13 protein-coding genes are annotated in these 17,565 nt (G+C 62.4%); 4 read left to right on the top strand and 9 right to left on the bottom strand.

Features of this window, described 5'->3' with window-relative positions:
* Positions 1-56: 56 nt before the first annotated feature.
* On the bottom strand, positions 57-4,631 hold the full coding sequence (locus GJT30_18495; GenBank protein ID MSM41610.1) for a CxxxxCH/CxxCH domain-containing protein: 4,575 nt from the start codon (positions 4,629-4,631) through the stop codon (positions 57-59).
* A gap of 176 nt (positions 4,632-4,807) precedes the next feature.
* The gene (locus GJT30_18490; GenBank protein ID MSM41609.1) at positions 4,808-5,608 is read right to left on the bottom strand and encodes a DNA-binding protein; all 801 of its coding nucleotides are present in this window, start codon (positions 5,606-5,608) and stop codon (positions 4,808-4,810) included.
* Positions 5,609-5,804: 196 nt separating this feature from the next.
* Between GJT30_18490 and GJT30_18485 the strand changes: the two genes are divergently transcribed.
* A complete protein-coding gene (locus tag GJT30_18485; GenBank protein ID MSM41608.1) occupies positions 5,805-6,299 on the top strand; it encodes a ferritin in 495 nt (164 codons plus the stop codon).
* Entirely contained in the window at positions 6,296-7,249 is a 954-nt protein-coding gene (locus tag GJT30_18480) for a DUF1722 domain-containing protein (GenBank protein MSM41607.1), read from the top strand. Before GJT30_18485 ends, GJT30_18480 begins: the two co-directional genes overlap by 4 nt.
* 22 nt (positions 7,250-7,271) lie before the next feature.
* Here GJT30_18480 and rpsA read toward each other — a convergent pair whose 3' ends face one another.
* Positions 7,272-8,471, bottom strand: a complete 1,200-nt coding sequence (gene rpsA / locus GJT30_18475; protein MSM41606.1) for a 30S ribosomal protein S1 — start codon at positions 8,469-8,471, stop codon at positions 7,272-7,274.
* A gap of 137 nt (positions 8,472-8,608) precedes the next feature.
* On the opposite strand from rpsA, the gene GJT30_18470 reads away from it, so the two are divergent.
* Positions 8,609-9,856: a hypothetical protein gene (locus GJT30_18470; GenBank protein MSM41605.1), complete on the top strand. Its 1,248-nt coding sequence runs from the start codon at positions 8,609-8,611 to the stop codon at positions 9,854-9,856.
* Positions 9,857-9,911: 55 nt separating this feature from the next.
* A complete protein-coding gene (locus tag GJT30_18465) occupies positions 9,912-10,667 on the top strand; it encodes a methyltransferase domain-containing protein (protein ID MSM41604.1) in 756 nt (251 codons plus the stop codon).
* 30 nt (positions 10,668-10,697) lie between these two features.
* Here GJT30_18465 and GJT30_18460 read toward each other — a convergent pair whose 3' ends face one another.
* The 6 genes from GJT30_18460 to GJT30_18435 form a co-directional block, all read right to left on the bottom strand.
* Entirely contained in the window at positions 10,698-12,062 is a 1,365-nt protein-coding gene (locus tag GJT30_18460) for an MATE family efflux transporter (protein ID MSM41603.1), read from the bottom strand.
* Positions 12,063-12,130: 68 nt separating this feature from the next.
* Positions 12,131-13,333, bottom strand: a complete 1,203-nt coding sequence (locus GJT30_18455) for an FtsX-like permease family protein (GenBank protein MSM41602.1) — start codon at positions 13,331-13,333, stop codon at positions 12,131-12,133.
* The gene (locus tag GJT30_18450; protein ID MSM41601.1) at positions 13,333-14,037 is read right to left on the bottom strand and encodes an ATP-binding cassette domain-containing protein; all 705 of its coding nucleotides are present in this window, start codon (positions 14,035-14,037) and stop codon (positions 13,333-13,335) included. The genes GJT30_18455 and GJT30_18450 overlap by 1 nt, the downstream gene beginning before the upstream one ends.
* Positions 14,034-15,329, bottom strand: coding sequence for an efflux RND transporter periplasmic adaptor subunit (locus GJT30_18445; GenBank protein MSM41600.1), 1,296 nt, complete (start codon positions 15,327-15,329; stop codon positions 14,034-14,036). The genes GJT30_18450 and GJT30_18445 overlap by 4 nt, the downstream gene beginning before the upstream one ends.
* Entirely contained in the window at positions 15,326-16,768 is a 1,443-nt protein-coding gene (locus tag GJT30_18440; GenBank protein MSM41599.1) for an efflux transporter outer membrane subunit, read from the bottom strand. The genes GJT30_18445 and GJT30_18440 overlap by 4 nt, the downstream gene beginning before the upstream one ends.
* Positions 16,765-17,418, bottom strand: a complete 654-nt coding sequence (locus tag GJT30_18435; protein MSM41598.1) for a DUF1956 domain-containing protein — start codon at positions 17,416-17,418, stop codon at positions 16,765-16,767. The genes GJT30_18440 and GJT30_18435 overlap by 4 nt, the downstream gene beginning before the upstream one ends.
* Positions 17,419-17,565: the final 147 nt, after the last annotated feature.

The following is a 17,565-nucleotide window of genomic DNA, read 5'->3' as shown; positions in this document are numbered from 1 at the left end:
GCATTCTTCCCTGCCGCTGGCACGGGAACCGCGGCACAGGCAGCACCCCGCTCCTGTCAACGGGGATCGCCGTAGATGTAGATGTTATCGAGTCCCCAGTAGCCGGTTGCTGAGCTGTTACTTGAGGTGAACCTGAAACGGAGCACCACGTTGCTCTTTCCCTTGGCCAGTAGCGAGAAGTTGGCACCGCTCAGGTTTGCGTTCCCGTAGGTGGCTCGGGCGACGTTCATCCAGGGGCCACCGCTGCCGTTGACGCTGACGTCGATATCGGCGACAGTGCTGACATTGGTGATCGACAGTGCGGAACTGAAAGAGACCAGGGCCGACTGGTAACCGGTGAAATCCAGCGGCGGGGATATGAGCTGGTTGTCGATAGTGCCTGACTCCGTGGTCTTCACGTACCCGTCGGTCATGTTGTAAAGTGCGGTACCGCCGTTGTAGCCTGGATAGATGCCGGTCCAGCCGTTTCCACCGAACGGCGAGATCCACCAGCCCGGAAATGTCGCCAGGAGCAGGGTAACCCGCTGCGGCGAGGACTGTGTGGTGAAGTTCAGGGTGTACGCACGGGAGAGCGTGCCGCCCAGGGCGTTGCGCACCCCGGTGGTGAGCGTGGCAACATGGGGATTGCCATATTCGAGGGGCGCAGTCGGGGTCAGGGTAGCGGTCCGCGTCGCCGGGTCGTAGTTGACCGCAGCAGAGACCGGTGTCGCTCCGTTTGCCAGGGTGAAGGTCTCCGGGTTAAGGGTGGAAGGATCCATATCCTCGCTGAATTTCGCCACGACGGTCACGGTCACCGATACTGTCGGAATGGTGATGGGGTCATTGTAGATCGAGACCGGGGCGTTGGCATAATGGCTCCAGTTGGCATTTGCCGGCGCTGTTGTGTGGCAGGATACGCTGGCACAGCTGCTCCCGCCGGTATTGAAGGTGTAGGTGAAGGTTGCCGTCCCGTCGCTCGCCACATCGTAGAAACGGTCGGCGTGGCGTGCCCTGTTGGCAATGGTTACGCCATCCGTGGTGATTTCGGCATGGCAGACCTGGCATCCGTAGGCAGCATGCTCCGCATGCAGGTTCGACTTGGGAGTGCGGTCGGCATAGGCAGGCGGCATGCCGTGGCACGAGGTGCAGTTGAGGGACGAACCGCCCCAGGAAAGCGTCTTCGGACTACCGATAACGCCGCTTGCCGCATAGGTGCCATCGCTGTGGCAGTAGGTGTTGCTACAGGAGCCACCGCCAACCGAGAAGGAATAGGAAAGCGGGGCGTTCGAATAGGCCGGATAGACGGAATAGCTGCCGTCGGCATGCGTGTAACCGCTTCCGCCGCTGGAATGGCAGAACTGGCAGACATAATCGGCATGAGCCGTATGGCTGTTCTTCTTGGGCGCACCATTGGCATAGGCGGGCGGATTGCCATGGCAGGAGCCGCAGCCGAGGCTTGCCCCTCCCCAGGTGGCGGACGAGGTGACGGTTGCCCCGGTGGCGATGTATGTCCCGTCGGAATGGCAGGAAAGGGAAGCGCATGTGCCGCCGCCGCTGGCAAAGGTATAGGTAAACGGCTTGGCCCAGGTCGGCGCCGTCAGGTCGTACTGTCCGTTCTTGTGCTTGGCCGGAGTGCTGATGGAATAACCGTCGGTGGTAACGGAATAATGGCAGCTCCGGCAGTTCATCCCCTTATACCAGTGGGCGTAGTGGCTGTTGGCCTTGGGAGAACCGTTGGGATAATCGAAGGTTGCCAGGTTGTACATGTCCCGATGGCAGCCATAGCAGGAAAGGGCAGTGTTCCCCCAGTCCGAGATGCCCACCGAGTGGGGCGCGCCGGTGGCAACCGACGTGCCGTCGCTGTGACAGGAGACGTTACTGCAACGCCTGGTGTTGCTGGTGTTGTTGGTGAAGGCGACACCCGGTCCGGGTGCGATCGTGTACTTCCCGTTGTTATGCAGCGAGGTATCGCTGATCGTCTTGCCGGTAATGGTGACGCTGTAGTGGCAATGCTGGCAGCCGAGCGCGGCGTGGCTCCCCAGATGACTGTTGGCCTTCGGGTTGTAGTTGGGATAGGCCGGCGGCATGCCGTGACAGTGGATGCAGCTGGTTCCCCAGTCGCGGGAGGCTCCGCCGCTACTGTGACAGCTGACATTGGAGCAACTGCTGCCGTTGGCGGCATAGGAGTACGTCAGGGTGATCCCCGGCGCTCCGCTCACCTCATAGCGATGCTGGGCGTGCTTTTTCCTGTCGTTGATGGTGCTGTTGTCGGCAGTGGTTTGATAATGGCACGACTTGCAGTCGGCGCTGTGCTTCTGATGGGCATTCCCCTTTGGGTCGCCGTCCGGGTAGGCGGGCGGGTTGCCATGGCATGAACCGCAATCGAGCCGCCCGCTCGTCCCCCAGAGTGGCGTTGAGTTGTTGGTAAAGACCGCACCGGTAACCACAACGGTGCCGTCGGAGTGGCAGTAGATATTGGTGCAGCGTCCCGGCGTGGTGCCGGGCACCCGGTTGATGGTGACGGTCTGCCCGGCATAGGTACCGTTGATGGCAGTGGTCGTATTGAGGAACCAGACCTCCACATTCCCGTTGGCGTGATAACTCCCCTTTGAGTACATCTGGTATTCCACGCTCAAGGGCTTGTTGGGGATGGCACTCCGGCTGTTGTAGGCAGTGCCGGCGTGGCATTTGGCACAATCGAAGCCGATATGCCTGTCGTGCGACTGGGTTGCCATCGGTATGGAGGCGTTGATGTCGCCGCCATGGCAGCCGGAACAGTCCACGGGCAGCGGACCGGAACCCCAGGTGACCGTCGGGATATTGGCCGGAGCATAGGGAGGCGTTGCCCTGGTCCCCTGGCTGTGACAGTAGAGATTGGTGCATGTCCCGTAGGCCGTGCCGGGCATGGTGTCGCCCGAATAGCTGCCGGTGGCGCCGGCTGCCGGGAAATCGGGATGAAACGCCACGTCAACGACACCGTTGGCATGTTCCGGGCCACGGGGCGAAGTGTCGTAGTGCGGATTCGAGCCGATGAAGGTCGTATTGGGATTGTGGCATTCGTAGCAGCTGCCGGCACTGCCGTACCTGGCCGTGTAGTGACACATCCGGCAGGTATGAGAAGTGGAGTCGAACTGCAGATGCTTGAAGTGGCTGCCGGTATCCATCAGGAAGCTGTCATAGGCATGATAGCCGGCCTTGTGGCAGTTCCGGCAGCTGCGGATGTAGCTGTCGCTCCATTTGGGGCTGGCATAGACCGGCGGATCGGCCGGATTCAACTTTCCCTGGACGGAGCTGTGGCAATACGCGGTACAGCTGCCGCCTGTGGCACCATAGGTGTAGGTCACCGGCTTGCCCGGCGGGCCGGAGACGTCATAGGCACGGTTTGCGTGAGCGGTGTTTGCGTCGGCAAGGGTGGCGCCATCGCGGGTGGTTGCATAATGGCATTGGCTGCAGGTGTACCCGTAGGAGTTGTGCAGCAGGTGGGCGTTGGCCTTGGGCGTCCCCTTGGCGTAGGCAGGAGGGAAGGCATGGCAGGCAGCGCAGCTGAGCGCGGCTCCGCTCCCCCAGGAAGGGGTCGTGGTGCCGTTGGCTGCCGCGCCGGTGGCGACGTTGGTCCCGTTACCGTGGCAATAGCTGTTGGTGCACTGCCGCACGCCGCCATAGGAGAACGCTTCGCCGGCGGGGCCGGAGAGCTCGTAGCTGCCGTTGCGGTGATTGGCCTTTGTGGTAATGGCCGTGCCATTGGTGGTGGTAGCGGTGTGGCAGCGGTTACAGCCAAAGGGGTGTTTCTGGTGGCTGTTTGCCTTGGGCGAGCCGCTGGCATAGGCAGGCGGGTTGCCGTGGCAGGCGGCGCAAACGTCAGCAGCACCCCACACCGGCGTGCCGGTGGAGAGTGTACCGGTGACGATATTGGTGCCGTCGCTGTGACAATACACCCCGGAGCAGCTGCCGAATTGATTGTCGGCGCTTTTCGGCAGGTAGTCGTCAAGGCTGCCGCTGTAGCTGCCGCCGGGGAGCCGCAGGCTCAGAGGGCGCCGGCCAGCGCTGGTGGCATGGGCAAAGGGGTTGACCTCGGCAAGGTGGTCATCATGACAGACAGCACACCCCTCAGTGCCGGGAAAGATCTCCGCATGTTTTGCGTGACTTCCTGCCGCACCGCTGCCGCCGCCGGCCGGCGGTGTGCCGTGGCACTGGCTGCAGCCGCTCGGAGCCGCCAGGGACGGGCTGCCCCAGACCGGCGTCTCACGCTCGAAATGGCAGTTGACATTCGTACAGCTCCCCAGCCTCGGATTGGCACGCTGGGGGAATGTCGTAGAACCGTTACGATAGACGGCTACTACAGGAGAAGCATTGATGTCGGCCGAGAGGTCAATCTGACCGTTACGGTGTCCGGGACCATAGGCCGCGGCATCGGAGTGGCATTTGACACAGGAACCGGCATCAGAACCGGGATCGACATGACTCCGGTGGTTGCCCCTGAAACCGCCGGTGGAGACGCTCCGTTCCGTTGCATCGAGGGGGCGGATGTCACGTGAGGAAGCCGTACCATGGCATTGATAACATTCGATCGCACCTGCCCGGCCTGCCACACATAGCAATAACACTGTATAAATCATGGTAAATCGCGGCACGTATCCGAACAGGGCCTGCATCACGCCTCCTCACGCACTGCATACTTGACCGATATCCTTGCATATTCCTCATTATACGAAACACGCACAGATTCAGCGCCATTAAAAGAGCAAAATATATTCCACAAAGCGGGGCAAATTACAAAAAAAGCCCCCGATATCCGGGGGCTTTGACGAGCAACAGATGTATGGAACGACTATTTGGTGGTAATCTTTGCCTTCTCGATGATGACCTTGTAGAAGTAACCGGAGCCGAAATCCTTGTTCGTCTCCAGCTTGCCGGACACGGTGACCATATCGCCCACGAGCGGAATGGCGTCGGAAGTGATCACCAGGTCGTTATTGCCGGTCGCATGGTTGCCGGTCCCGTCCTGGATATGGACCCAGTTCCGGTTCATGATGCCGGAGGAGACCTTGACCACCTTGCCGTTGACGACCACCGGCTTGTTCTTCAGCTTGTCCTTTTTCTTGAAGATCTCGGCAACGGTGTAGGCATTGGCGCCAGCGGCCTTCTTCACCTTGATCTTCTCGTCGGCAACCGCCACCGCCGCTCCCTGGCTGCCGGGCGACTGCGATTCCGTGGCGGCTTCCTTCCCCTTCGCTCCTTTCGCCTTCTCGTCCTTGATCAGGCCGTTGGAAAAGATCACCTTGTCAAAGGTCCGCTTCAGGGTGGAGCTCTTGAAATTGACCATCTCCATGCCGCCGCCAAAGGTAACCTGTTCTCCCACAGCGGCCTTCAGCTCGGGAGCTGCCACCCAGAGCTTGGTGCCGTCGGCCTTTTTCAGCAGTACATAGGTGTAACCGCCGCTGTCGATGGTCTGCACCACATGGCCGGTAATGTTGCCACTCATGGCGGGGGGAGCAGGCTGGGCAACCGGTTGGGCATGAGCGGCACTGGACATGGCACCCTGCACCGGCGGGGCCATGGAGCCAAAGCCGTATGCGGCAAGGGGCACAAGGGTTAGTGAAAGGGCAATCATCGAGGCAATACGCTTCATACAATCTCCTTGGGTTTCGGCGGACCGGTCAGGTCCGACCGTACGAACTGGGAAAGCTCTTCATTAAGTTATAAGGCAGACGGCACCTCCTTGTCAAACGGAGATGCTTGCCAGCGGAAGCAATTGACTCCACGGCAATTTCGGCTACTGTATTAGGAAAGGACACAGAGGTACGTTTCCACGAAAGGAGCATGTCATGAACGATAGCGATATCCAGGAAGCGGTCCGAAGGTCGCTGCAGACCGAGCGGAGTGCCATGCAGTTCTACCAGCTCGGCGCCGGCCAGATGAAGGATGCCGAGGCACGACGGGTCTTCACGGTCCTGGCAGGCGAAGAGCGCGGCCATGCCGAGATGTTTTACAAGATCTACACCGGGACCGACATCCCCTCGTTTGCCGCATTCATGGACATGGAGCCGGACAACCGGGCAGGCTGGCTCGCGGCCCTCGACAAGCTCCTGGGCCAGGAGGTCAACGAGCAGAAGGCCCTGGAACTCGCCATGTCCAACGAACAGACCCTGGAGAAGAGCCTGCGGGAAACCGCGGCCAGGATCAAGGAACCGGCGGTACGGGAGATCTTCGAGCTGAACGCTCGGGAAACCCACAACCATTACCTGATGATCGAGGCGGAGTATGCCCGGATCATGAAGATGGTCGACGAGTCCGACATGGACACCTTTGTGCGGGAATGAGCGCACTCGCACCCATTGCCGTCGGCATCAGCAGCTGCCTCCTGGGGGAAAAGGTCCGCTACGACGGCGGCCACAAGCACGACCGCTACCTCACCGACACCCTGGGAAGGTTCTTCCGGTTTGTCCCGGTCTGCCCTGAAGTGGAGTGTGGGCTGCCGGTCCCGCGTGAGGCGATGCACCTGGAAGGTGACCCCGCAGCGCCCCGTCTGGTGGCGATCCGGAGCCGGCGCGACCTGACGCAGCAGATGGAAACGTTCTGCCAGAGAAAAGTGGCGGAGTTGGCGGGCGAAAATCTGTGCGGTTTCATCTTCAAGAAAGGCTCGCCGAGTTCGGGCCTGTTCCGGGTCAAGGTCTACAATGCGGGGATGCCCGCCAGAAGCGGACAGGGGCTCTTTGCCGCAGCGGTTACGGCACGATTCCCCCTGCTGCCGGTGGAGGAGGAGGGACGCTTGGCCGACCCGGTGCTCAGGGAGAACTTCCTGGAGCGGGTCTTTGCCATGCACCGCTGGCAGGAGTTCCGCCGGTCACCGCGCGACCTGGGAGAGCTGGTGGCCTTTCATACCGGCCACAAGCTGCTGATGATGGCCCACAGCCCGGAAATCTACCGGCAGATGGGACAGCTGGTGGCAACGGGCAAAGGGATGGAGCGGGAAGAACTGTTCGACCGCTACGAGGAACTGCTGATGAAAGGGATGTCGCTGCACGCCACCGTGGCCAAGAACGTCAACGTGCTCCAGCACATTATGGGCTACTTCAAGAAGGAGCTCTCCCCCTGGGAAAAGGGAGAGCTCCTGGAGGTTATCCGGCAGTACCATGAGCGGCTCGTGCCGCTGGTGGTGCCGCTGGTGCTCCTGCGCCACTATGTAGCCCGGTACGGACAGACCTACCTCAAGGGGCAGCTCTACCTGGAGCCCCACCCGACCGAACTGATGCTCCGCACCTATCTGTAGCCTCTGAACCGGGAAACCGCCTCTACTTTTTCAGCTTGGCCTTGAGCAGCTCTCCCAGCGAACCGAGGGATTTCGACGACCCCTCTGCCGCCTGCTGCCGGAATGAGGCAAGATCGCTCTCCTCCTCTTCCGCCGCCCGACCTAAAGCCCCGAGCGACAGGGATATCCTGCGGGCAGCACGATCAACGCTCTCCACCTTCACCTCTATCGGTTCCCCTTCCTTGAGCACCTCGCGCGGATGATTGATCCGTTTGCCGCCGCCAAGACGCGAGATCGGAACAAGGCCGTCGATCCCGTCCGCCAGGGTGACAAAAGCGCCGAAATTCGCCAAACGGGATACGACACCCGCGACATATGTCCCTTCAACGAACCGTGCCGACGCCGTCTCCCAGGGATCGGCCAGGGTGTCGCGCAGGCTGAGAGATATCTTGCCGGCTTCACGATCGACCTTCTTTACCAGCACCTTCACCTGCTGGCCGGCACTGAGCACCTCTGCGGCATCCTTTACCCGCTTCCACCCCAGTTCCGACATCGGGATCAACCCCTCTATGCCGCCGAGGTCGACAAAGGCTCCGAAATCACGGAGAGAGGCCACGGTGCCGCTCATCACCTCCCCTTCCCGGATAGTATCCCATGCAGCCTCGCGCTTTGCCTGGCGCTCCTCTTCGAGCAATACCCTGCGGGAAACAACGATGCTGCGCCCGTTCTCACGGTACTCGGTTATGCGGAACTGGTGGTGGCTGCCGATAAACTGTTCCGCTCCTTCGTCGCGTCTGAGTCCTGTCTGCGAAAACGGGCAGAAGGCGCGGTGACTGCCGCCGATCTTGACCTCGAAGCCCCCCTTGATCTCTTTTTCCACCAGGCCCTGCACCGGGATCCCCCCCCGCCAGGCATCCTCAAGCTGGCCGCTGCCGCCGGCCGAACCGTCGAGCCGTGTGGTGAAGCGCATCTCGCCATGCTGGCTCCCCACGAACCAGGCAGTGACCGTATCCCCCTCGGCAATGGTCAGCGAACCGTCGTCAGCCAGGAACTCTTTCCGGTCCAGGACCCCTTCCCCCTTGGTGCCGGTATCGATGAAGATCCAGTCGTTGCTGACCTTGATCACCAGGGCCGCAATCTTCTGTCCGGGGGCGAAGCGGGTCAGTGCCCGCTCGCTTCCTGCCAGCAGCGCGGCAAAATCTTCCTCTTCTCCATGCAAATTCTCATTGTTGTCCGTTGTCATAGTCTCTCCTTTAGTGTATTCTAAGCCGCGCACCGTCAGCATTAAATCGTAATGATTGGGAAAATATCATTGGCTTGTGGCAAAACACGGTTGATACTCTATAATTATGATTCATCACTGCAAGAAAGGAAAGTGATATGCTGATGAAAGCTCCTCAAACTGCGATCAGAGCCGTTGTGCTGATGTTCTGCGTCTTCCTGCTCCCGGCCATGGGCACCGGCGCGGACAAGCCGTGCTATATGTGCCACAAAAGCAAGATTATCGGCACCTATGTTCATGCCCCGGTGGCTGACAAGGACTGTGTTGCCTGCCACAAATCGGGCGGCAACGCGCACCAGACGAACAAGGAGTTGAACGGGGTCAAGAAGCCGGGCGCTGCCCTCTGCTACGACTGCCACGATCCTCTCAACGAGCAGAAGAGCGTTCACGGGCCGATCAAGAACAATGATTGCAGCGGATGCCATGCCCCGCACGTCTCCCCCTACAAAAAACTGCTCCGCGCAGCCCCGGCCGACTTCTGCTTCAAGTGCCACGAGCGGCAGATGTTCACCAAACCGGTCCCCCATGAGCCGGTTGCCGCGGGGAGATGCACCGACTGCCACGTCCCGCACCAGTCGACGGTTGCCAACCTTATCAAGCCGACCAAGGAGCTCATCTGCTATGAATGCCACGACAGCGGCATCTCCAAGGGGAAATCGGTCCACGTGCCGGTCTTCGATAAAGACTGTTCCGGCTGCCACAACGTGCATGGCTCCGACCATAAAAAGCTGCTGAAGGCTTCCCCCACGGAGCTCTGCTTCCTCTGTCACGACAAGAAAAACTACCAGAAGCCTTCAACCCACGAACCGGTCATCGCAGGCCGCTGTTCGGACTGTCACCTGCCGCACCAGTCCGACACGAGGAGCCTGCTGAAATTCAAGACAAAACCGATGTGCCTCGAATGCCACGATCCCAAGATCGCCCAAGGGGTCTCGGTACACATGCCGGTCAGAGCCTGCGAATGCGACGTCTGCCACGACGTGCATGGCGCCGATACCGGCAAGCTCCTGAAAATGCCATATGCCATGGTACCGGAGGCACCATATACCGACACGACCTATGCCCTCTGCATCAGTTGCCATGACAAGGCAGCCTACACCCAGGAAGAAAACAACACAGACACGCGCTTCCGCGACGGCAAGACCAACCTGCATGCCCTGCACGTCAAGGGGGCCAATGTCACCTGTCGCATGTGCCACAACCCCCACGCCTCGCCGCAGGCCAAGCTGTTCCCCGAGTCCGTCATCGGCAAGGACAACATGACGATCATGCTCAACTTTACTCCGGACATCAGGGGAGGCAGCTGCAAGATGACCTGCCACAGCGCCAAGACGTACAAACACTAGCCAAGGCGAAGGGTCCCGGCAGCAACCGGGACCCTTCACACACCTCTCACCGGCCATGACACCCATCCACAGCACCAACCATTTTTCCGAACAGGCCGCGGCCTATCATGCGTTCCGGCCGGTCTATCCGCCCGCGCTCATCGGCTTCCTGGCATCGCGGTCGCCGGGCCGCGCCCTGGCATGGGACTGCGGCTGCGGCAGCGGCCAGTTCACCAGCGGGCTGGCCGGCTGGTTCGACAGGGTCGTCGCCACCGACCAGAGCATCCCCCAGTTGCTCCAGGCCCAGCTCAATCCCCGCATCACCTATCTGGCAGCGCTGTCAGAAGCTGCCCCGCTGGCCGACCGGTGCGCCGACCTGGTGGTCGCTGCCCAGGCTATGCACTGGTTCGACCTCGACCTCTTCTATGGCGAAGTGCGACGCGTCCTGCGCCCCAACGGGGTCATTGCCGCCATAAGCTACGGCCTGCTGGAGATCTCGCCGGGGATCGACCGGGTCATCCGCTCGCTCCACAGCGAGATCGTCGGTCCCTTCTGGCCGCCGGAGCGCCACCACGTGGACAGCGGGTACGCGGATCTCCCCTTCCCCTTCCCTCTGCTCGATCCGCCGGCGCTGACCATGAAAGATCACTGGACCCTCAATCGCCTGATGGGTTATCTCGGCACCTGGTCCGCCGTGCGCGGCTTCATCCATGCACATGGGACCGATCCGCTGGAGCTGGTCAGGAAGGAACTGGAAACGGCCTGGGGGGATGGTACGGTCAAGCGGACCGTGCGCTGGCCGTTGGCGCTTAAGGTGGGCCGGGTGGAGTGAACTGCATGCCCCGGCCGATCCGGACCTGATTTACGTGCGGATTTCAGCGATCTCCGATTTTCGCAGCAGTTGCACCTTTCTCCATCTGCCGGCATGAAAGCGGAGCGACCAGATCACCGCTGTGGCGAAGACGAAAAGCGTGGCAAGCGACCATTCCGCCATCAGGCCGGGCATCACCCGATCGATCAGCCAGAGCAGGCCGAGAAATACGCCGGAACAGGCAATGAAGGCGCGGGCGATCCAATGGGTATCTCCTGCTGAAGCCAGGACGCAGCCGATCATAACATTCGCCGCATCGAATATGCAATAGAAGGCCACGAATTTCAGAATCAGTGCCCCGGTCTCGACGATCCGCGCGCTTTCAGGGCCATTGCCCGCAAATACCGTCACCAGGGGCACCGAAGCGGTCGCGAACAGGATCGCCATCGTCAGCATCCAGATCTCGCAGACCGCCAGCGCCTGCCAGGCAATGGCCGGGATGTCGTCGTCCCTGCCGGCGCCGCGAGCGTGTCCCACCAGAATCCCCGCTGCCTGACCGAGCCCGAGAGCCGGGAAGAATGCCGCGCCGTTGATCCGGAAGGCGATGCTGGATGCAGCCAGCTCTACGGTTCCCAACCTCCCCACCACCACCAGAAACAGCGTCCATGCCAGCAGTTCCCCGCTGATCCGCAGCCCGAACGGCGCGGCAAGCGACAGGAAACGGCGGAACTCCGCCCACTCGAACCGACGGGCAATGGAGTCGGAAAATCCACCAGCCCGCGCGAACAGGAGCGCACAGAGGATTGCTGCCACCGTCTGCGCGGCAACGGTCGCCAGCGCTGCCCCGGCGATTCCCATGCGCGGCAGCCCCCATTCCCCCAGGACCAGTCCCCAGGCCAACAGCGCATTGACCACAAACGAGATGAAGGTCACCCCCGTGACAAGGACGGGTCTGCCAATCCCCGAAAGCCAGCCTGCCAAGGCTGAGCCAAAAACCGGGAAAAACGAGCCGGCCATACATATCTGGAAATAGAGCCGTTCGTCATGGGCGACTAGCGGTTCGTGTCCTGCCAGCTGGAACAGTTGCGAAATCGGCCACGCGACCGCAAGGGCCACGATCCCGGAAATCAGCGCGGTTTGGATGCCGAGCCAGGCGGATCTCCGGACGCCCCGTTTGTCTCCTCGGCCGTGGTTGTGCGCCACAAACGTGCCCGCATAGCCGGCAGTCCCGAACAGAACCCCCTGGAACAGGATCACCGCCAGGCCGGCAGGCCCGATCGCCGCAACCGCCTCGCTGGAATGCCGCGACAGCACAATGGCATCGATGATCTGCATGATCGTGATCGCCGAGGAGGAAAGGATCATGGGGCCTGCGAGTTTCAGCAGACGTGGGATGTGGTTGCATACCCGGTTCATTCAGAACCTCGCCGTCGCCGGCAAGACCCCAGCGTTAATCCTGCCAGACCGTATTGCCATGGTCGTTTTCACTCGTACCGCAGCGCGTCGATCGGATTGAGCCCGGCTGCCCGGCGCGCCGGGAAATAGCCGAAGATCACGCCGATGGCGGCGGAAAAGATGAAGGAGAGAAGGTTGATGCCGACGTAGAACTGGTAGGGCACCCCCATGAGGCCGGCAAGGACGATGGAGGCTCCGGTTGCCAGAGCTATGCCGACCACACCGCCGAGGCTCGACAGGACCACTGCCTCGATGAGGAACTGCAGCAGCACCTCCCGTTCCAGCGCGCCTATGGCGAGACGGATGCCGATCTCGCGGGTCCGCTCGGTGACCGACACCAGCATGATGTTCATGATGCCGATGCCCCCCACCAGCAGGCTCACCGCAGCCACCGCACCGAGCAGCATGGTAAGGATCTTGGTGGTGCTGGTGAGGGTTTCGGCGATCTGCCGGGTATCCATGACGCGGAAGTCGTCCTCCTCGTTCTCGCCGATGTTGCGCCGCTCGCGCATCAGCAGGGTAAGCTGCTTCTTCACCCCATCGATGGATGCGCCATCCTTCACCGAGACGGTCAACCGACCGATATCCTGAGTGCCGGTGAGGCGGCGCTGCACGGTACGAATCGGCATCACCACGGTATCGTCCTGGTCCGAGCCCATGGCCGACTGCCCCTTGGACTTGAGCAGGCCGATCACCTCGCACGAGAACTGCTTGATCCGGATTTCGCTCCCCACCGGGTTCTGCCGACCGAACAGCTTGGTGCGCACGGTCTCGCCGATGACGCAGACCGCCTTGCCGGAACGTTCTTCAGCCTCGTTGAAGCTCCTGCCTGCAGCCAGCTCCCAGTTGCCGGCCTGGAAATAGTCGCTATTGCTGCCGCTGATGACCGTGGACCAGTTATTGGCCTGGTAGACGGTGGTCACGGTTTTGCTGACCACCGGCGCAACCTTTTCGGCAGCGGTGATCTGGTTGCGGATGGCCTCGACATCGGCGCTTTTGAATTTGGGCGCCCCATCGGAGCCAGGGCCGAATCGCTGGCCCGGAATCACCATCAGCAGATTGCTCCCCATGCTGGAAATCTGGTCGGACACGGACCTGGTGGCGCCGTTGCCAAGCGTGACCATGGTGATGACGGCGGCGACGCCGATGACGATACCGAGAATGGTGAGGAACGAACGGAGCAGGTTGCGCCGGATGGCGCGCATCGAGAGCAGCAGCGTATTCCAGAGCATCAGGCAGCCTCCCCGTTCCGACGGTCGCTCTCCACCCGGCCGTCGACAAAACGGATGACCCGTTTGGCATATGCCGCGATGTCGGGCTCGTGGGTGACCATGAGCACGGTGATGCCCTGCTCACGGTTAAACGTACCGATCAGTTCCATGATTTCCTGGCTGGTGCGGGTGTCCAGGTTACCGGTCGGCTCGTCGGCCAGGAGCACCGCGGGCCGGGTGACGATGGCGCGGGCAATGGCGACCCGCTGCTGCTGCCCGCCGGACAGCTCGGCCGGGGTATGGTGCTCCCATTCCTGCAGGCCCACCTGCCTTAAAGCCTCGCGCGCCGCGGCATGGCGGGAGGCTGCGGCCTCGCCGCGATAGATCAGCGGCAGTTCGACGTTCTCCAGCGCGGTGGTGCGCGACAGCAGGTTGAACCCCTGGAACACGAAGCCGAGATAATGGCGCCGCAGGAGCGCCCGCTGGTTGCGCTGCAGCTCTTCCACCCGCACCCCCTGGAATTCGTAGCTGCCGCTGGTGGGCGTGTCGAGGCAGCCGAGGATATTCATCGTGGTCGACTTGCCGGAACCGCTGTGCCCCATGATGGCGACGAAATCGCCCGATTCGATGGCCAGGTCGATCCCCTTCAACGCCTGGAAGGCGGCCTGGCCGCGGCCATAGGTCTTGGTGATGCCGGAGAGCCTGATCAGGGGGATGTCGCTCATGACGAACTCTCCAGCGCCTCGGTGATCACCTGCATGCCGGCCTTGAGCGATCCGCCGACGATCTCGGTCATTCGGCCGTTGCTGGCGCCGGTCTTGACCTCGACGGCTACGGGCTGGCCGTCTTGCAGCACCCAGACGCGCTGCATGCCCCCTTCGACCTTTGCCAGGGCCTTTGGCGCCTGGCTCGGCGGCCGCGGTATCAACGCACCCACCACACTCCCCCCGGATTTTTTCTGCGTTGCGGCAGTCGTCGCCGGGGTGAAGCGGAGCGCAGCGTTCGGCACCAGCAGCGCATTGTCGCGCGTCAGGGTGGTGATCTCGGCGGTGCCGGTCATGCCGGGACGCAGGGAGAGATCAGAGTTCTCTACCTGGAGCACGGTGAGGTAGGAGATCACACCGTCCTTTACCTGGGAGCCAAAGCCGACCCGGGTGATGACGGCATCATACCGGCGGCCGGGCCAGGCATCGACGGTAAACGTAGCTTTTTGGCCGACCTTTACCTGCCCCACATCGGCCTCGTCCACATCTACCTGCAGCTCCATCTTTGCCAGATCTTCGGCCAGCGTGAACAGAACCGGTGCCTGGAAGGAAGCGGCCACGGTCTGCCCCGGCTCCACGCTCCGCTTCAGCACCACGCCGTTGATGGGGGAGCGGATGCTGGCCTTGGAGAGGTTGGTCTCGTCCGATTGCAGCGTGGCCCGTGCCTGCGTGACGCTAGCGCGGGCATTGGCCTCGTTGGCCTCGGCGCGCTTCAGGTTGGCCTCGGCAGTGTCCATCTCGCTCCTGGACGGCACCTTGCCGCCGGAGAGCTGGGATACCTGCCGGTACCGCGCCAGTGCAGCGCGCGACTCGGTCACCGTGGCCTGCATCTGCAGAACCTGAGCCTCGGCCGCAGCCAGGCTGGCGCGCGACTTCGCCACCGCGTCCCGCAGCTTGGAGAGATCGAGGCGGGCCAGCACCTGCCCCATCCTGACCCGATCGTTGTCGTCGACGAACACCTTGTCGACGATGCCGGAGAGCTCGCTCCCCACGTCCACCTTGTTGGTCGGCTGCAGGTTGCCGGTGGCCGAAACCTTGACGATCAGCCCGCCGACCGCTGCCGGTTCGGTGGTGTAACGCGGCGTTGCCCCTTTCGTGTTGGAGCGAAAGAAGAAGATGCTTGCAGCGGCGATCAGCAGCAACGCAGCGGCCAGCCAGAGCCAGCGGCGTGAGAGCAGCCCGCCGTGCCGGGTCTCGATGAGTTGTTTCAGGGCAGCACCCTGGTCGTTTTGAGGAGTGGTTGATTCGTTCATGGGGTCTCCTTGCCTGCTTCGGCCTGGGGCGACCAGCCGCCGCCCAGCGCCTTGTATAAACGGATGAGTGCCAGCACGCCGTCGGCGCGGGTGCTGGCGAGGCTGTCCTCGATGGTGAGCACGCTCCGTTCGGTGTCGAGCACCGACTGGAAATCGATCAGGCCGGCGCCGTAGCGCTGGCGCGCAAGTTGCGACGCATTCCGCGCTGACTCGGCGGCGCTTGCCAGGGCCTCGCCCCGCTCGCGGGTGCGGGCCAGGGCAACCAGCCCGTTTTCCACGTCCTGCAACGCACTGAGCACGGTCTGTTCATAGGCCACCTGGGCCTGCTCGCGCACCGCATCCTGGATCTCCACCTGGTTGCGCAGCTTGCCGGCATTGAAGACCGGGGCAGTGATGCCGGCAAAGAGCGACGACGCGGCTGAGCCGCTGTTGCCGAGCGCCCCCACGGTCAGCGCTTCGAGACCGATGGAGCCCGAGAGCGTAAAGGTGGGATAGCGCGCTGCCTCGGCCACACCCACACGGGCGGTTTCTGCCGCCAGGGTCCGCTCCGCCTTCCGAACGTCGGGGCGCTGGCGAAGCGTGTCGGCCGGGATGCCCACTGCGACCCTGTCGGGCACAACCGGCAGACTGCCGGCTACGGCGAGCCGCTGGTGCAGCGTCCCCGGTACCTTGCCCAGAAGGATATCCAGGCGGTGTTCCGCTTCTGCCAGGCTGATTTCCAGGCTGGGGATCTGGGCCCGGGTCTGTTCCCGAAGGCTTCGCGCCTGCTCTACGTCCTGGCTATTGACGAGCCCGGCCTGGGCGCGCCAGTCGGTGAGCTGCAACGTTTCGGTCTGACTGGCGAGGTTTGCACTGGCAATGCCGAGCCGGGTCTGCAGGGAACGCACCTCAACGTAGTTCAGCGCCACCTCGGCCGCCAGCGAAACCCTGGTCTCCTGCAGGCTTGCCGCCGAAGACTCCAGGTCGGCCGTGGCAGCCTCGACGCTGCGGCGGATGCCGCCGAACAGGTCCAGCTCCCAGCTGGCGTCGAAACCGACACTGAACAGGTTGTTCGTGTTGCCGCTGCCGGTATCCTCGCTTGAACGGCTCCGGCTGGCGCTGCCGGATGCGGTCACGCTCGGGAACCGGTCGGCCGTGGCAACCGAGCGGCGAGCGCGGGCCTCGCGCAGCCTGGCCTGGGCGCTACGCAGGTCAAGGCTTGTCTGCAGGGCCTCCTCCACCAGTCCGGTCAGCAGCGGGTCGTTCAGGCGTTGCCACCACTGGCTGAGATCGCCGGTCTCCGTGGCGATCGCCACCGGCTGTGCCGCCTGATCGAGCCGGCTCCAGCCGGCCGACAGGTCGGTCGCTGCCGGCTTGTAATCCGGTCCGACCGTGACGCAGGCGGTAAGCCCGAGGGTTGCCATCACGACCGGCAGGTATCGAAGATGCGGAATGTTCATGCGCGTCCCTCTCCTTGCCGGGCCTGATCGCGCACGGCGGCGAGCCCTGCCAGGGCGAAAGTGGTCACATGGTCGGCAAAGTCGCCGAGGTCTTCGATGACCACCGGCATATCGCCCTGCCTTGCTCTCTTGCGGACTCGATGGACCAGCAGCGGGTGGAGACAGATGCTGATGATGCAGGTCTCGCAGTAGGCAACCTGCTGCTCCGTCGCCTGCGGCCCCAGGAGTTCCCGGACCACTGCCAGGGTCTTTTCGCGTAGCGGGACGAATTCGGACCGCATCACCTCGGCCAGAAGCCCGGTCGGATTGACGAACTCCATCTGGGAGATGAAGAAGTCCTTGGTGTTCTCGTCGGCGATCCGCTCGATCAGTGCCCGCATCTGCCCCCGCAGCCGCTCCTCAGCCGGCGCAGCCTCGCTCACCCCGCCGTCCTGGGGATGGGCCTTGATCGACTGGGCGAAGGAGTGCCGCCACGCCTCCTGGTAGAGGGTCTCCTTGCTGCCGAAATGGTAATTGATCGAGGCGATGTTGGCCTCGGCGCGGGCGCAGATCTCCGCCACCGTCGCATCGCGATACCCCTTTTCGAGGAAGACGTCGCTGGCCGCTGCCAGCAGCTTCTCCTTGGTTGCAACAGATCTCTTCCGTGTCATGTCTCCTCCGGCACAGCGCATCACGTGTTTTAATCGATAATTTAAAATGGCCATTTGAATTTGTCAAGCGGAAATTTTCGCTGCTTCTGTGAAAGCGCAATTCGGCAGGATTCGTTGACATGAAGCAGGATCCGACGCTTCATCCGA

The sequence above is a fragment of the Geobacter sp. genome, from assembly GCA_009684525.1.
GTDB lineage: Bacteria > Desulfobacterota > Desulfuromonadia > Geobacterales > DSM-12255 > Geoanaerobacter.
This window is presented reverse-complemented; position numbering and strand designations above follow the sequence as displayed.

Excerpts from the sequence above, each read along its gene's own strand:
- GJT30_18490 (MSM41609.1), bottom strand. The coding sequence starts at position 5,608 with ATGAAGCGTATTGCCTCGATGATTGCCCTTTCACTAACCCTTGTGCCC.
- GJT30_18450 (MSM41601.1), bottom strand. The coding sequence starts at position 14,037 with ATGAGCGACATCCCCCTGATCAGGCTCTCCGGCATCACCAAGACCTAT.
- GJT30_18495 (MSM41610.1), bottom strand. The coding sequence starts at position 4,631 with ATGCAGGCCCTGTTCGGATACGTGCCGCGATTTACCATGATTTATACA.
- GJT30_18480 (MSM41607.1), top strand. The coding sequence starts at position 6,296 with ATGAGCGCACTCGCACCCATTGCCGTCGGCATCAGCAGCTGCCTCCTG.
- GJT30_18470 (MSM41605.1), top strand. The coding sequence starts at position 8,609 with ATGCTGATGAAAGCTCCTCAAACTGCGATCAGAGCCGTTGTGCTGATG.
- GJT30_18455 (MSM41602.1), bottom strand. The coding sequence starts at position 13,333 with ATGCTCTGGAATACGCTGCTGCTCTCGATGCGCGCCATCCGGCGCAAC.
- GJT30_18460 (MSM41603.1), bottom strand. The coding sequence starts at position 12,062 with ATGAACCGGGTATGCAACCACATCCCACGTCTGCTGAAACTCGCAGGC.
- GJT30_18465 (MSM41604.1), top strand. The coding sequence starts at position 9,912 with ATGACACCCATCCACAGCACCAACCATTTTTCCGAACAGGCCGCGGCC.
- GJT30_18445 (MSM41600.1), bottom strand. The coding sequence starts at position 15,329 with ATGAACGAATCAACCACTCCTCAAAACGACCAGGGTGCTGCCCTGAAA.
- GJT30_18440 (MSM41599.1), bottom strand. The coding sequence starts at position 16,768 with ATGAACATTCCGCATCTTCGATACCTGCCGGTCGTGATGGCAACCCTC.
- GJT30_18435 (MSM41598.1), bottom strand. The coding sequence starts at position 17,418 with ATGACACGGAAGAGATCTGTTGCAACCAAGGAGAAGCTGCTGGCAGCG.
- rpsA (MSM41606.1), bottom strand. The coding sequence starts at position 8,471 with ATGACAACGGACAACAATGAGAATTTGCATGGAGAAGAGGAAGATTTT.
- GJT30_18485 (MSM41608.1), top strand. The coding sequence starts at position 5,805 with ATGAACGATAGCGATATCCAGGAAGCGGTCCGAAGGTCGCTGCAGACC.